Source organism: Ruegeria sp. BF12, assembly GCF_056538705.1.
This window is the reverse complement of the sequence record NZ_JBQFTP010000007.1, coordinates 173,979-189,034: the sequence shown is the minus strand read 5'-3', so window position 1 is coordinate 189,034 and position 15,056 is coordinate 173,979. Positions and strand designations below refer to the sequence as shown.

Sequence of the window (15,056 nt, the reverse complement as noted above, 5' to 3'; positions counted from 1 at the left end):
ACGAATGAGTACTATGAGATTTTCTCGGCTGTCAATACGTTTCTATACTAACGAATATTTCAAACGTTCAGCTCTTGACCAAATATCGAAACAAGTTAGTGTGCTAACGATATCCGGAACGTATCGGGAGGGCGGAATGGCAGAAAAACTGGTCATCAGAAACATCGGGCTCATGTTGTCAGGCAAGATGGAGGAGCCGATTCTGGAGGCAGATTGCCTGATCGCAGTCGACGGCAAGATTTCCGAGTGGGGTTATGAAAAAGACCTGGACACCGAAGGCGCGGAAACGGTGGTGGACGCCAATGGCGTCACGCTGGCACCGGGCTTGATCGACAGCCATATTCATCCGGTGGTGGGGGATTATACCCCGCGCCAACAACAGCTTCACTGGATCGACTCGACGCTGCACGGTGGCGTGACCACTCTGATTTCCGCCGGAGAGGTGCACATGCCAGGGCGGCCCAAGGATGTTGTAGGTCTCAAGGCGATGGCGATTGCCGCACAGCGTTGGTACGAGAACTTCCGCCCTTCGGGCGTTAAGGTTCATGCCGGTGCCCCAGTGATCGAACACGGCATGGTCGAGGAAGACTTCAAGGAGATGGCTGATGCCGGCGTCACGCTGCTGGGTGAGGTCGGCCTGGGTACTGTCAAGGACGGAAAGACCGCGAAGCAGATGGTCGACTGGGCGCGGAAATATGGAATTCAATCCACAATCCATACCGGCGGTCCTTCTATTCCCGGTTCTGGCCTGATTGATGCGGATATGGTGCTGGAAACAGGAACAGACGTTATCGGGCACATCAATGGCGGTCATTCCGCACTGCCCGACGATCAGATCGTGTGTCTGTGCGAAAGCTGCACCGCAGGATTGGAAATCGTGCACAACGGGAACGAACGCGCAGCCCTCCTGACGCTGAACACCGCGCGCGAACTAAAACAGATGGACCGGATTATTCTGGGCACCGACGGCCCCGCAGGGTCAGGTGTGCAACCGCTGGGCATCATGCGGATGGTCGCGATGTTGTCGTCCCTGGGCAATGTCCCAGCCGAGATTGCGTTCTGCTTTGGTAATGGCAACACGTCGCGGCAACGCGAACTGGGTACGGGCTTGATTGAGAAAGGGTATTGTGCCGATTTTGTCCTGATGGATCAGGCGCAGCACGCACCGGGCAAGAACATTCTCGAATCCGTGCAACTGGGCAATCTGCCGGGCGTTGGAATGACGATCATCGATGGCATCGTGCGTTCGGAGCGCAGCCGAAACACCCCGCCTGCCACTCGGTTGCCACAAGTCGTCAGCTAACACGAAATACTCCCAGTAGTTCCCCCGGAGGTCTTGAACCTCTGGGGATTTTTTTGAAAGGTTCAGGCTATGAGCACACCATTGCAAGGTTTGAAAGTGATTGAGCTGGCGCGGATTCTGGCCGGGCCATGGATCGGACAGACGTTGGCCGATCTGGGGGCCGAAGTGCTCAAGGTCGAAAGTCCGGACGGAGATGACACCCGCAAATGGGGACCGCCGTTCATTGAGCGTGATGGTGACAAAACTGCTGCCTATTTTCATTCAGCAAACCGGGGAAAAGACAGCATTGCGCTGGATTTCCGGGAAGAGGGCGACAGGGATCAGTTGCTAAAACTGATCCGGGATGCGGATGTTCTGATCGAAAACTTCAAAGTCGGCGGACTGAAAAAATTTGGTCTGGACTATGACAGCGTCAAGCAGATCAACCCTCGGCTGGTTTATGCTTCGGTCACCGGGTTCGGGCAGGACGGGCCCTATGCCCATCGGGCCGGTTATGATTTTCTGATACAAGGCATGAGCGGCATTATGGACCTGACCGGCGACCCAGAGGGAGAGCCGCAAAAGATCGGTGTCGCATTTGCCGATATCTTTACTGGCCTTTATGGGGTGATCGGTATTCAGGCTGCACTGGCTGAACGGGAACGCTCTGGCCTTGGCCAGCATGTGGATCTGAGCCTGCTGGATTGCATGACCGGTGTTCTGGCCAATCAGGCGATGAACTATCTTGCCTCGGGCCAGTGTCCGACGCGTTTGGGGAATGCGCATCCCAACATCGTACCGTATCAGGTGTTTCCGGTGGCGGATGGTCACATCATCATTGCCTGTGGAAATGACCGGCAATTTGCAAGTCTTTGCGGAATACTTGACTTGCCGGAATTGATTGATGACGCACGTTTCTTGTCGAATGCGGACCGGGTCGCAAACCGCACCGTTCTGGCCGAAGCTCTGACGCAAGCCTGCCTCGGATGGCCAAAAACCGATCTGTTATCGGCCCTTGAAAAACATGGTGTGCCAGGTGGTCCTATCAATTCCGTGCAAGAGGCGTTGAATGATCCGCAGATCCAACATCGCGGGATGCAGATCACCCCTGAGGGTGTGCCTGGTTTGCGCACGCCAATCCGGTTCTCGCGGTCTGAATTGCAACTGGAAAAAGCCTCGGCCAAACGACCAGTCAGATCATGAGATCTTGCGCAGAATCCGGATCAGATTGCGCTGCTCGGCTGCGGTCAGCGGCTTGAGGGTTTCGTTGGTGATCTTCTGGCCGATGTCCTTCATTCGCGCGACCAAGGCCTCGCCTTCAGGGGACAGGGAAATCAGTGTTCGCCGCTTGTCGTCCGGGTCAGGCTCGATGATCGTCAGCCCTTTCTGACGCAGCCGGTCGACGACTCCCTTGATCGTTGCCACGTCCATCGCCGCCAGCCGCCCCAGCCGGTTTTGTGAGCATTTACCCAGTTCGGCGATGCGGATCAGCGCTGCAAACTGTGTAGGCGTTAATCCTTCCAACGTATGCGACTGGAAAATCGACGCGTGGCGTTGGTTGGCCAGTCGCAACAAATAGCCAACCTGCTCGTCCAGCGCGTAGTTTTCAATGGATTCCGTCATGACGGTCCCTGCCTGATTCAATTGTTTGTGCTATAATAAACAAAGCCACGACCCTCACAAGATTAACATATTACACCGCAAGGTAGGTGTTTGAAATTTCTGGATTTTCATCGAGGTCTTTGAAGCTGCCCTCGAACCGCATTTCCCCCTTTTCGATGATGTAGGCGCGATCCGAGACGATCCGCGCGAAATGCAGATTCTGTTCGCTGATCAGAACCGACAGCCCTTCGCGTTTCAGTTCGGCGATGACACGGGCCATTTGTTCGACGATGACGGGCGCGATCCCTTCTGACGGCTCGTCCAGCAGGACAAGTTTTGGATTACCCATCAGAGTGCGAGCGATGGTCAGCATTTGTTGCTCCCCGCCGGACAACTGCTTACCCAGGTTTTTGCGGCGTTCTGCAAGGTTTGGAAATAGTTCGAACAAGTGCTCCTGCGTCCACTCGGGGGCATCGGGGCGTGGTGCCCTGCGACCCACTTCGAGGTTTTCCTCGATCGTCAGATCTCCAAAAATCCGGCGGTCTTCGGGAACATAGCCCACGCCGGCACGGCAGATGGCGTGGGGCGTACTGCCCTGAATGTCATGGTCCCCATACCTAATGCCGCCATCAATGTGACGCACCAATCCCATGATGGATTTCATGGTGGTCGACTTGCCTGCACCATTCCGGCCCATCAGCGCGACCACCTCGTTTTCGCCGACGCTTAGCGAAACACCATTGAGGATCTGCGCGCGGCCATACCAAGCCCCAAGGTTCGTAACATCAAGCATGGACGCTCTCCGCTTCAAAGACGGTCCCCCCGCCGAGATACACCTCTTGCACCAGCGGGTTGGTGCGGATTTCCGACCCGGTGCCTTCGGCGATCAACTCCCCCCGGTTCAGGACCAGAATGCGGTGGGCATGGGCAAAGACAACATCCATGTCATGTTCGGTGAATACCACGCTGACGCCCCCCTTGGCCACGATCTCAGCGGTCAGGGCCATAAGGGAAAGGCGCTCGGACGGGGCCATGCCCGCCGTTGGTTCATCCATCAGCAACAAGGCAGGTTCATGGGCGAGTGCAATCGCCAGCTCCAGCCGCTTGAGGTCGCCATAGGCAAGTTCGGAACAGGCTCGCCCCGCTTGATCCTGCATTGATACCAGCTCCAGCAACGCCATCGCCTCGTCCACGTACAAGCGCGTCGCACGCGAGAACAGATCGAACACCCTCCGGTGGTGCGAGATCAGCGCCATCTGCACGTTCTCGACAACGGTCATCGACAGAAATGTCGCCGTAATCTGGAACGTTCTGCCCACGCCCATCCGCCAGATCTTGCGCGGAGGGTGGCCGATCAGCGCCTGTCCGCGTAGGGACACTGATCCCGTATTTGGTTTAAGATAGCCGTTCAACATGTTAAAACAGGTTGTTTTTCCTGCACCGTTCGGGCCGATCAGGGCGAGGAATTCGCCTTCTTTGAGGTCGAAGTTGACATCCTTTACCGCTTGTACGCCGCCGAAGGACTTGGACAGGTTGCGGACTTCGAGAACATTGGTCATGCCCGACCTCCTTTCAGCCCGCGCATCAGGCGTTGGACACCGCCCGCGATGCCGTCAGGCGCCAGCAGAACAACGACCAGAATAATCGCGCCAAAGATAAAGCGCCAATAGTCCAGCCGCGTAACCCAATCTTCGATCAGCACAAATGCGCCTGCACCAAAGATCGGCCCTGCCAGCGCATGAATGCCGCCCAGCAGGACCATGATCAGGCCATCGATGCTGAGTGCGATGCCTAGGCTGTCGGGGAAGACGCTGCCTTTGGAAAAGGCAAAGACGACGCCGGCGAGGCCAGCGAAACCGCCCGCCAGCACAAAGCCCATCCACTGGTGGAACCGGGTATCGACCCCGATGGCTTCGGCTCGGGTCTGGCTGTCGCGAATGCCGCGCAGGGTGTAGCCAAAGGGCGAGAACGCAACACGTCGCAGAGCACAGATACCACCAATACACAGGACGAAAGCGATGTAGAAATACACCTTGTCCGCGCTCGCCCATTTCGCGGGCCAGACGCCAAGGATGCCATCGTCCCCGCCTGTAAACTCCTGCCACTGGAAGGTGACGCCCCACAAAATCTGAGCAGCAGCCAGTGTCAGCATGGCGAGGTAGACGCCTGACAGGCGCACGCAGAACCAGCCAAAGAACAGGGCCGCAAAAACTGCGCAGATCGGTCCGAAGATCATGGCCGGGATCATTCCCAGACCAAGAAACTTAACGGCCATTGCAGCCCCATACGCCCCGACACCGAAGTAAGCGGCATGCCCGAAACTGACCATGCCCCCAATTCCCATCATGAAATGCAGCGACACGGCAAACAAGGTGGCCACCATCACATCCACCATGAGGACGGTGGTGAAATCCGCAGTGAACACCGGGCTCAGCGCCAATACGCCGAGTGCAGCCACCAATACCATCGTGGATTTCTGATCCATAAGCTTTAGCGGCTGGTCCGGCTCTTCCGGTGCACCCTTTTCGCTGCCGGGTTTGCCGAACAGGCCATGAGGGCGGAAGATCAGGACAATGGCCATGATGACAAACGGCAAGACGATCGATATCTGCGGGAAAATAAGGATGGCAAATGCGTTCAGGACCGAGATCAGAACCGCGGCTGCAAACGCGCCGGAGACGCTTCCCATGCCGCCGATTACCACCACGACGAACGCCTCGCCGATGATTGACAGGTCCATTTGCAGAGACACAGCCTCACGCGGTATTTGCAGCGCTCCGCCCAGGCCGGCCAGGAAAGATCCCAATACAAAGGCGGCCGAAAACAGCCAGGCTTGATTGACGCCAAGTGCTCCGACCATTTCACGATCTTGCGTGGCTGCGCGCACCAGAACACCCCAGCGGGTTTTGTGAAACAGAAGCCATATAGCCAACAAGACGACCGGGCCGATCGCGATCAGGGCGAGGTCATATTCAGGGATCGGTTCACCCATGATCCGGACTGCACTATTCAGGCCCGGTGCCCGGGGGCCCAATAGATCTTCGGCACCCCAGATTGCCAATGTCGCATCCTGAAAGATCAGGACGACGCCGAAAGTGGCAACCAGTTGGAACAGCTCGGGCGCGTGATAGATGCGCCGAAGGATGGTCAATTCGATCAACAGGCCGATCAGCCCGACGATCATGGCGGCCAGAATGACGCTGACCCAAAAGCCCAGAATACTGCCGCTCCAGAGCGTGACCAGCGTGTAGGCGAGGTAAGCGCCCACCATATAGAATGAACCGTGCGCAAAATTCACGATCCGCGTGACGCCGAAGATGATCGAAAGCCCGGACGCTATCAGAAACAGCGAGGAAGCGTTCGCCAATCCAGTCAATAGCTGTGCAAAATAGAACCCCATCGGGCCACCGTCCCTTGTTTGTGTTCTTATTGTGGGGCGGGGCAGGTATTGCCCCGCCAGAACCGGTTTATTCTGCCGGACGCAAGGCCGCTGCTTCATCTTCGCTGGGAAGGTAATCCGCCCCGTCTGCATAGGCCCAGTCGACCATGGACGGTTTTCCGTCAACCATGCCGGTCTTGCCGACATAAGCCCCCATTGTGGACTGGTGGTCAGCGGCGCGGAAGGTGAAGGGGCCGGTCGGGCTGTTCTCGACGGACAAGCCCTCCATTGCCGCCAGCAGAGCGTCGGTATCCGTGGAACCCGCCTTTTCCAGCGCTGCGGCAATGGCCAAGATCGAGTTGTAGCCGACGATCGAACCTGTTTTGGGCGCTTCGCCGAACTTCTCGATATAGGCATCCGCAAACGCTTTGTGGTCGTCCGTTTCGATGTCGGTCGAGGGATAACCGGTGACGATCCAACCCTCGGGCGCTTCAGCTCCCAGAGGGTCAAGATACTCGGGCTCGCCCGTCAGCAGCGAGGCTACGTCTCGATCTTCGAATAGGAAGCGCAGGGAACCTTCACGGACGAATTTCGCGAGGTCGCCACCAAAGGTGACGTTGTAGATTGCATCAGGCTTCGCGGCCTCAAGCGCGCGAACGGTGGAACCAGCGTCAATCTTGAAGACCGGCGGCCACTGTTCCTCGACAAATTCCACGTCGGGACGCAGTTTAGTCAGTTCCGCCTTGAACGCCTTCACCGCATCCTGCCCGTAGGCATAGTTCGGCGCGACCGTAGCCCATTTCACAGCGTCCAGCTTGGCTGCCTGTTCGGCCAGCATGGCAGCCTGCATATGGGTCGAGGGGCGCAGGCGATAAGTGTACTTATTGCCCTTCGACCAGACGATGGCGTCGGACAGAGGCTCGGAGGCGAGGAACAGGACCTTCTTCTGCTTGGCGAAATCGGAAACCGCCAGACCGATATTGGAAAGGAACGTGCCAAAGATCAGAACGGCCCCGTCCTTCGAGACCAGCTCTTCGGCGATGCGGATCGCCGTCGCCGGGTCGCCGGTATCGTCGCGGCTGATCACCTCAAGCTGTTTGCCGTTGATCCCGCCTGCGGCGTTGATCTGTTCGACTGCCAACTGCCAGCCTTTTTTGTAAGGCTCGGTAAATGCGGGCAGGCGGGTGTAACTGTTCACCTCACCCAACACGATCGTGTCCTGAGCCAGGCTGGACCCGGCCGTCAAACCGGCCAGGGGCAACGCGGCAAGCGCGCCCAGTACCGTGCGTCTGATCAGATTCATGTCAACTTCCTCCCAATGATCATTGTTCACGGCCAGTTATCCTGGCTTCTTAATGTATTGTCAGCCCTTTACAGTGCAGTTGCAGCATTTAGCGCAACCCGTCTTTGCCTTCTGCCTCCGCGCTTGTCAGCCCACCCACGCGCGGCAGTGGTCGACCGCTGTCTGTGACCGCCACGGCCACCATGATTTCATTTGCGCGGGGCGCGTCGTTCAATTGCACTTCAATCCCGTCGAAATGGCTGCGGACATAGGCCGCGTCCTTGTGCCCCAAGGGCACGTCGAGCACTTGTCCGGGGCTGCCCATCTTTTTCGATGAGGGCACCAGCGCGGCTCCTTTCTCTACCTCTTTGCGCAGCGGCGCGCCCAGTTTTGGGTGCAGAATTGCTGCCGCATGTTCCAGCTCGCCATTCTCTCCGACCATGGCTGATTTGCCATAACTTTCAGCCTGTTCTGGCGTGATGTTAAGCGCTTCGACACAGCGGCGGCCCAGCAGGGCCCCCAGCTCTGCACCGGTGTCCATCAACGGTGTCAGGTCCTCAACATATTGACCGGCAAAGGGGTTTTCGATCACTGCAACCGCTACGGCCTTACGCGTCGCGGGCGAGATCTGACGACCTGCCTCGATATGTGTTTCCTCGACATTGACTGCGATCTTGCGGATCTTTGTCATCTTAACCCGTCCTCTCCTTTGATATCCCAGGCCTCAAGCCCGCCCGAGCGTGAATGCACGCGTGGACCGGTTGTCATGACCAGTGCAAAAGCCAGTTCGCTTGCGCGGGGGGCGTCGTTGCAGCCGACCTCCATGCTGTCGAAATGGCTGCGCACGTATGAGGCGTTGATATGTGTAATTGGGACGTCCAGCCGTGCCCCGACGCCGCCGACTTTCTTGGACGATGGCACAATGGCGTTGGCCGTGCCCAGCAGCTGCCGCATCGCATAACCGCCGGGGGCATGCCACAGCGCGCCGTGCTCCAGCTCTCCGCCTTCGCCGACCAATGAGCCCTTACCGTAACCCTCGACGTTTTCCGGACCGCCCAGCATGTCGATCAGAGTCTGCGCCAATTCCAGTCCGAGCGGTTTGAGATCTTCCATGAAGCCCTGAATCTCAGGTTCATACCGGCCTGCAAACGGGTTGGCGATCACAGCCAGGGCCGCCACCCTTACCAGCGGCGTGTCGGACAGAGGTCCTCCTTCATGGTAGATTTCTTCAAGCGAAAACAGTTTTTTCCGCAGTTGAACTTCAGGCATATTCAGGAACCTTTTGAGTGGAGGATGTCACCAACCGGGATGCTCCGGTTTGGCAGGATTGGTGGCCAAGCGACAGGTGGGCGGCGGTGATCAATCCCCGCGCTTGCATGTGTTTGGCAGTGTTTAGGCCGCGCAACAGGGCATTTTGGGTGTCTTTCGGCGAGAGTTGGTCCACGGAAACTGGAATGAGCATTTCACCCAAGTCGCTGTCGTCGCTCAATTGATTGGCGGGCGTGCGACGAATTGCGGGATGTCCTGGGAGGTCCACTGCGTTGGCTATCAGCGTCGCCGCCACATCCGCCATCGCGGCATTTTGTGCCAGCACCGTTACGCTGTCAGCAATGCCCAGGCTCAGGCTGCGTCCGCCGCGACCAGATGTGGCAATGCCTCCGATGCCGTCCGCTGCACTGATGGCAATGCGGCCCAGATCGCGCCCGTCGAGCCCGCTCATGGCGATGCGAAAAGTCTGATCGTGTCCCAAATACAGGGCGATATCGCCGCCGTTGTTGACCGAGGCGCGATCCAAAGGTGTGGCCCGTTGTATAGTGGTCAGGATTTCGTCGGCGACGGCTCCGGCAACGGCTGCCATAGGGGTGACGAACACGTCTGAGTGGGGACGTGCCGCCGCATCCATGCGCAGGGCTACCAACCCTTGAGGTCGCGGTCCATTTTGGGTCATTGGTGTCTTCAACAGCGTAAGTTCATCCACCAAGCCCTGCAGGATGGTCTGGAACCGAGTTCGCGCAGCTTCAAAAGCAATGTCCCGCGCGCCCTCTGCCTCGACTATAAGGTCGATCGGGCCGTGTTGCAGGTGCAATCTGCGACCACAGGGTAATATGGCGGACACGGGCTGCATCTACGGTTAAGCTCCTTTCGCCCAGCGGTAATTGGTCGATGACATCGGATCAGGCTGGTTTTCGAACTGGTCCACCTTGCGGGTTTCATCCGAGACGACTTCCGAGACCGGCTTGATTTCGTTCATGTGCCCGCCCAACGTGCTGTAGTCACTGACGCGCATCGTGAACTCGATGGGGGCGACCAGCGCCGGGGTGGGAACGTATCCGAACGACCCGGTGGGCATGTCCATGACATCCACCATCACGGTGATGCCGCCGCCCGGCCAGACATACGCTTCAGCCCCGCCACAGGACACAAAGGTCAGCGAGTCCTTGACGGATTTCGTTAGCCGCACTGGGTTTTCCGTGACACCGGCCCGCAGGCTGCCGCCCGCGCCGCCCATGAACAGAACCGAGCAAACCGACGGTTCGCAATTCTCGGCGATCAATTCAGCAGAGGCTTTGAGTGCGGGTGGAACCACGGCCGAGTGCGGTTTCAGGTCCGCGTCCAACTCGAAATAGCCATATTGTTCACCGGTGGTGGAAACCATGAGAAGACTCATGCCTTCACGGGCGAATTTCGGGTTGAAATCGCCAAGGATTTTCAAAGGGTCTTCAATGTCGGTGCCGCCCCAACCGGTGCCGGGTTCAGCCACTTGAAAATAGCGGCCCGGTGTTGATCGCCGCCCATTAATTTTGATCCCCGTAGGTTTGACATCCAGCATTTTGCCAGCCTGGTGCTCGGACAATACGCCGGTGATGTGGTCATCGACGACCACGACGTCGTCCACATGATCGACCCATTGCTTGGCGAACATGCCAATGGTGGCCGAGCCGCAGCCCACGCGCATCAGCTTTTCCTCGACCCCGTTGATGATGGGGGCCTTGCCCGCTTGCACGACGACAGTTGTCTCATGCCCTTCGTCACCAATCACCATCTCTACGGCTTCGCGATTGCACAGGCGCAGCAAGGCGTCACAGGTGATACGGCCTTCTTTCTTGGTGCCGCCGGTCAGGTGTTCCACCCCACCCAGAGACAACATTTTCGAGCCATATTCCGAAGTCATCACATGCCCGACCGGTTCCCCATCCACACGAACAACGTCGCGCTCATGGCCGATATGGCGGTCCGTGTCGATCTTCACTTTGACACCGCAATACGAGAAAATCCCCTCGGTCACGACGGTGACCATATCAACGCCCTTCACGTCCTGACTGACGATAAACGGCGCTGGTTTGTAATCGGGATAGGTGGTGCCCGCGCCAACGGCGGTCACAAAGGGCCTCTTGCCCTGCACGATGTCGCCGTCCCAGTCTTCGGGGTCTTTGCCATCTTTCAGGAATGGAACAAGACGCGTGTCTTCCGCGCTTTCGATGATGGTAAGCGCATCCAGTCGGACCAGATCACCGCCGAGGTTGGCATAGCGGTCGCAAGCCCCGGCCTTGCCATCTGCGATGTAACACATCACCGGGCAGGCGTCGCAGCGGATTTTCTCCGGTGTCGTGCGCTCAGTTGCCATCTGTAAGTTCCTTGATTGCTGCGCGCAGTTTTGCGGGCGTGGCCGGACCCTGGGTCAGCCGAACGCCACAGGCGCGTTTGATTGCGTTGAAAAGGGCCGGTGCGGTCGGGATCAGAACGTGCTCACCCAAACCTTTGGCACCATAGGGGCCGTGGGCATCCTCTTCTTCGATGATGAGGGTTTCGATCGGAGGGATGTCACCGATGGTCGGGATCAGGTAGTCGTGCAGGTTCTCAGTGCGCCCCGGAAGGTATTCCTCCATTAGCGCCATACCCAAGCCTTGGGCAATCCCGCCCTGAACCTGACCTTCGACCAGCATCGGATTGATCGCCTTACCGACGTCATGTGCCGCCACGAATTTGATGGGCTTCACCGTCCCAAGCTTCATATCCACTTCGACCACCGCCAGATGCGCGGCATAGCCGAACTGAGCGTAGGGGACCCCCTGACCGTTTTTGTCCAGCGGTTTTGTGGGCGGATCATAGGTTTCCTCGGCGCGCAGGACGTAACCTTCGGCATCGGGTGCCAGAGCGGTCAGGTCGATGGAGTGCTTCTGACCTTTGTCGTCCACACCTATTGTGCCTGCGTTCAGCGAAATCACCGCCTCGGGACCGGCATTGACGCGCGACAGGATCTGTGCGCGCAGTGCCTCGCCCGAAAGACGCGCGGCACTGCCTGAGACATAGGTTTGGCGCGAAGCCGAGGTTTTGCCCGCGTCGGGTGTAACATCCGTGTCAGCACCAATCAGTTCAATCTGCGACACCGGAACGCCGACCGCCGTAGCAAAAATCTGAGTGATGACCGTGTTTGCGCCTTGGCCGATATCCATTGCCCCTTGGTGAAGGACCAAAGTGCCGTCCGACCGAACGCCGGATTTGATGGTCGAGGGGTTCGGCAACGAGGTGTTGCCGCACCCATACCACCCGGCCGCCAACCCGACACCGCGCTTGAGCGTGTCGTTTTCCGCGTTGAATGCCGTGGCCGCCGCGTTTTCGCTGGCCCATGATGGGCGCAGCGCCTCAAGGCAGGCGCGAATTCCAACGCCCTGATCGAAGACCTGCCCGCAGACTGTCGGCACACCGTTATCCAGCGCATTGTGGATGCGGAAATCGAGCGGATCGATGCCAAGCTTGTCCGCAAGCTCATCAAACAGGCTTTCCTGAGCGATGGCCGACTGAGGAACCCCGAAGCCGCGGAAAGCTCCGGACGGCGGGCAATGCGTGTGGATGCCTTTGGCTTCCGCTCGGTAGTCGGTGATTTTGTACGGACCCGAGGCATGAACCGGCACTCGGTTGGCCACGGTCGGACCCCAGCTGGCGTAAGCGCCCGTATTGAATAGTCCATCGAAGGTCATACCGCTGATCCGACCGTCCCTGGCCGCGCCGATCCTGACCCGCAGATCAGAGGGGTGGCGTTTTGTGGTGGATTGCATCGACTCGGTCCGCGAATAGGTCAACCGCACCGGCTTGCCGGTTCTGAGCGCTGCGAGCGCCAGATAGGGTTGTACTGAGATATCCAGTTTGGAGCCGAAACCGCCGCCAACACCGGTTGGTACAATCCGGATCTGATCACGGGGCATGCCCAGAATGATCTCAAGTGCATCCAGATCCATCACCGGTGCCTGCGTGCAGGCATGTACCTCAACCCGGCCATTTACGATTTCAGCGAAACCGGCTTCGGGTTCGATGTATCCATGTTCGACAAAACCGGAACGAAAACGACCTTCGACAACGACATCCGCGTCGGCCAGCGCCCCTTCAGGGTCGCCGCATTTTACAAACCCTCCGCACATGACATTTTCATCGCGATCCTGATGCAGTTGCGCCGCCTCGGGTGTCATGGCTTCGAGGGATTCCAGTACGGCGGGCCGTTCCTCCCAGGTTACAGGGAAACTGGAGGGATCGAAGGTCGCGAGAACCTCGGGCAATCCGACAAATGCGGCCACCGCCTCGCCGCGGAATCGGGCTTCGGTTTCAGCAAACACGGGTTGGTCCGCGAAATCGGGGATAACGCCGAACACGTTTCGGCCGGGAATGTCGGCGGCCGTCAGAACCAGTTCAATTCCCGGGGTGGCGCTGACCCACGCCTTTAGATTGCCAAAAGTGAACCCTGCCCGATGATACGGTGAGCGGATCACGAGAATTTCCAGCGTGCCAGCCGGAGCCACGTCATCACCGAACAGTTCGGCACCCGTAACCTTGTCCGGCCCGTCAACGCGTCGGATGGCATCGCCCGCATGCCCGGTTATCGTACCGTGTTGATGAACTGTGCCAGCGGCGACGACAGCGTCGATGATCTTGCGATAGCCGGTGCAGCGACACAGAACGCCGCCAAGGGCATCCTGAACCTGTTCGGTGTTTGGTTCTGGTGTCTCACGCAGCAACGCAACCGCTGCGGTCATCATGCCGGGCGTGCAGATGCCACACTGCGCTGCCCCGTGGTTCTGAAAACTTTCTGCCAGACGGGCCGCGATCTGATCTGCTTGTGTCAGTCCGGCAACCGTCTCTACCACCCGTCCGGCAACCTGCTGCGCGGGCACTAGGCATGCGCAGACCGGATCGCCGTCAACGAGCACCGTGCAGGCCCCACAATCGCCCGCATTGCAGCCGATCTTGACGTCCCGGGCCGCCAACCGCTCTCGTAGCATTTCAGACAGGCGTTCGCCTACGCGCGGCGCGGCGCTGACCGGGGTTCCGTTCAGAGTGAATTCGGTTGTGACTTCGTCTGCGCGCTTATCCATGGCTTTGGCCCGCCTCCCTTATTGCGCGGACGCATTGCTCCGCCACGGCATCCAAGCGGTATCCGGCGTCTCCGCGGACGTCATCGATCGGGCTGAGCGGCGCCAGGTGATCTGGCGAAATTTCGACGGCGTCAGGGGATTTGCCGATCAGGTCAGCTTCGAGATTTTCCAGCCGCTGCGCTACGGCCGATGCAGCACCCACCGCGATCCGTGCGTAGTTGATCCGGCGGTTTTCATCGAGACCGATGACTGCCGATGTCATTGTGATCGAGATGACCAGGTACCGCCGCGCGCCGAGTTTTTCGAAATGCCCGACGGCCCCGCTGGGAGGATGGGGTAGATAGACGGCTGTTACGATCTCGTCGCTGGTCCGTGCTGTCTGACGCACACCCGTGATGAACTCTGACAGCGGCACTTCTCTAAGGCCGTGGGTTGACCCAAGTTCAACGCTGGCTTCCAATGTAAGAAGCGGGGGTACCCCATCAGCTGCGGGCGACGCGTTGCACAGGTTTCCTGCAATCGTGCCGCTGTTTTGGATTTGCAGGCTGCCGACTTCCCGTGCCGCCATTTGCAGCCCCCGAAACGCAGCTGGCAGGTCGGCCCGGACGATATCGGTCCAGTTTGTCGCGGCTCCGATTTTCCAGCGGTTTTTCGTAAGGGTGACACCTGAAAGACCAGCGATCCGAGTCACGTCCAATATGTCAGTGTGCAGTTCATGACGCTGCCGAGACGGAAAGAAATCAGTTCCGCCAGCGACAACCGTCAGGTCTTGGGTGGCCAACAATTTAAACGCGTCGTCGAGCGTGCAGGGTGAGAGATACCGCAAAGTGTCTGTCCTGATGAGAATTTTCTCGTTAGTACACTAATGATATTACGTGATGAAAAAAATGTCAACGATTTGTTTGTGCGGTTTTTGAGTGATGGTTGTGGTGGATTCAGTCTGTGGCTTGAATGCTGTTCAGTTTGTTTTTTCTTTTTGTTTTCAGAGGCAAAATAGGATTTGGCGACTGCGACCTCATAGGAATGAGTTAATTTTCAGCGCTTTTTCGAAACCAGCCCCCGACGGATCAGAAGTTTTAAAATTCATCAGTAATTCGTTGACACACTAACAAGTAGAAATGAATATAGTGATCGATCACTCACCTA

At 58.1% G+C, this 15,056-nt stretch carries 13 protein-coding genes; 2 read left to right on the top strand and 11 right to left on the bottom strand.

All coding sequences use genetic code 11. The annotated features are described in order from the left end of the window. Positions 1 to 136 precede the first annotated feature (136 nt). Positions 137 to 1,303: an amidohydrolase family protein gene (locus ACR0J0_RS13250; protein ID WP_480664610.1), complete on the top strand. Its 1,167-nt coding sequence runs from the start codon at positions 137 to 139 to the stop codon at positions 1,301 to 1,303. Between the two features lie 69 nt (positions 1,304 to 1,372). After that, on the top strand, positions 1,373 to 2,485 hold the full coding sequence (locus ACR0J0_RS13245; protein ID WP_480664609.1) for a CaiB/BaiF CoA transferase family protein: 1,113 nt from the start codon (positions 1,373 to 1,375) through the stop codon (positions 2,483 to 2,485). Here ACR0J0_RS13245 and ACR0J0_RS13240 read toward each other — a convergent pair. The 11 genes from ACR0J0_RS13240 to ACR0J0_RS13190 all read right to left on the bottom strand — a co-directional run bounded on the left by ACR0J0_RS13240 (position 2,480) and on the right by ACR0J0_RS13190 (position 14,736). After that, positions 2,480 to 2,905 (bottom strand): MarR family winged helix-turn-helix transcriptional regulator, encoded by a 426-nt coding sequence (locus ACR0J0_RS13240; RefSeq protein ID WP_480664608.1) that lies wholly within the window; start codon positions 2,903 to 2,905, stop codon positions 2,480 to 2,482. The two genes, ACR0J0_RS13245 and ACR0J0_RS13240, sit on opposite strands and share 6 nt — an antisense overlap. Before the next feature lie 70 nt (positions 2,906 to 2,975). Next, on the bottom strand, positions 2,976 to 3,677 hold the full coding sequence (locus tag ACR0J0_RS13235) for an ABC transporter ATP-binding protein (protein WP_480664607.1): 702 nt from the start codon (positions 3,675 to 3,677) through the stop codon (positions 2,976 to 2,978). After that, positions 3,670 to 4,443 (bottom strand): ABC transporter ATP-binding protein, encoded by a 774-nt coding sequence (locus ACR0J0_RS13230; protein ID WP_480664606.1) that lies wholly within the window; start codon positions 4,441 to 4,443, stop codon positions 3,670 to 3,672. Before ACR0J0_RS13230 ends, ACR0J0_RS13235 begins: the two co-directional genes overlap by 8 nt. Continuing rightward, positions 4,440 to 6,284, bottom strand: a complete 1,845-nt coding sequence (locus ACR0J0_RS13225; RefSeq protein WP_480664605.1) for an ABC transporter permease — start codon at positions 6,282 to 6,284, stop codon at positions 4,440 to 4,442. Before ACR0J0_RS13225 ends, ACR0J0_RS13230 begins: the two co-directional genes overlap by 4 nt. Positions 6,285 to 6,351: 67 nt before the next feature. Then, positions 6,352 to 7,566, bottom strand: a complete 1,215-nt coding sequence (locus ACR0J0_RS13220; protein ID WP_480664604.1) for an ABC transporter substrate-binding protein — start codon at positions 7,564 to 7,566, stop codon at positions 6,352 to 6,354. Positions 7,567 to 7,654: 88 nt separating this feature from the next. Continuing rightward, the gene (locus ACR0J0_RS13215; protein ID WP_480664603.1) at positions 7,655 to 8,236 is read right to left on the bottom strand and encodes an amino acid synthesis family protein; all 582 of its coding nucleotides are present in this window, start codon (positions 8,234 to 8,236) and stop codon (positions 7,655 to 7,657) included. Beyond that, entirely contained in the window at positions 8,233 to 8,814 is a 582-nt protein-coding gene (locus tag ACR0J0_RS13210; protein WP_480664602.1) for an amino acid synthesis family protein, read from the bottom strand. The genes ACR0J0_RS13215 and ACR0J0_RS13210 overlap by 4 nt, the downstream gene beginning before the upstream one ends. After that, positions 8,807 to 9,670: a UPF0280 family protein gene (locus tag ACR0J0_RS13205; protein WP_480664601.1), complete on the bottom strand. Its 864-nt coding sequence runs from the start codon at positions 9,668 to 9,670 to the stop codon at positions 8,807 to 8,809. The genes ACR0J0_RS13210 and ACR0J0_RS13205 overlap by 8 nt, the downstream gene beginning before the upstream one ends. A gap of 6 nt (positions 9,671 to 9,676) precedes the next feature. Then, the gene (locus tag ACR0J0_RS13200; protein ID WP_480664600.1) at positions 9,677 to 11,170 is read right to left on the bottom strand and encodes a 6-hydroxynicotinate reductase; all 1,494 of its coding nucleotides are present in this window, start codon (positions 11,168 to 11,170) and stop codon (positions 9,677 to 9,679) included. Further along, positions 11,160 to 13,910, bottom strand: coding sequence for a molybdopterin-dependent oxidoreductase (locus ACR0J0_RS13195; RefSeq protein WP_480664599.1), 2,751 nt, complete (start codon positions 13,908 to 13,910; stop codon positions 11,160 to 11,162). Before ACR0J0_RS13195 ends, ACR0J0_RS13200 begins: the two co-directional genes overlap by 11 nt. Further along, positions 13,903 to 14,736, bottom strand: coding sequence for an FAD binding domain-containing protein (locus ACR0J0_RS13190; protein ID WP_480664598.1), 834 nt, complete (start codon positions 14,734 to 14,736; stop codon positions 13,903 to 13,905). Before ACR0J0_RS13190 ends, ACR0J0_RS13195 begins: the two co-directional genes overlap by 8 nt. Between the last annotated feature and the right edge of the window lie 320 nt (positions 14,737 to 15,056).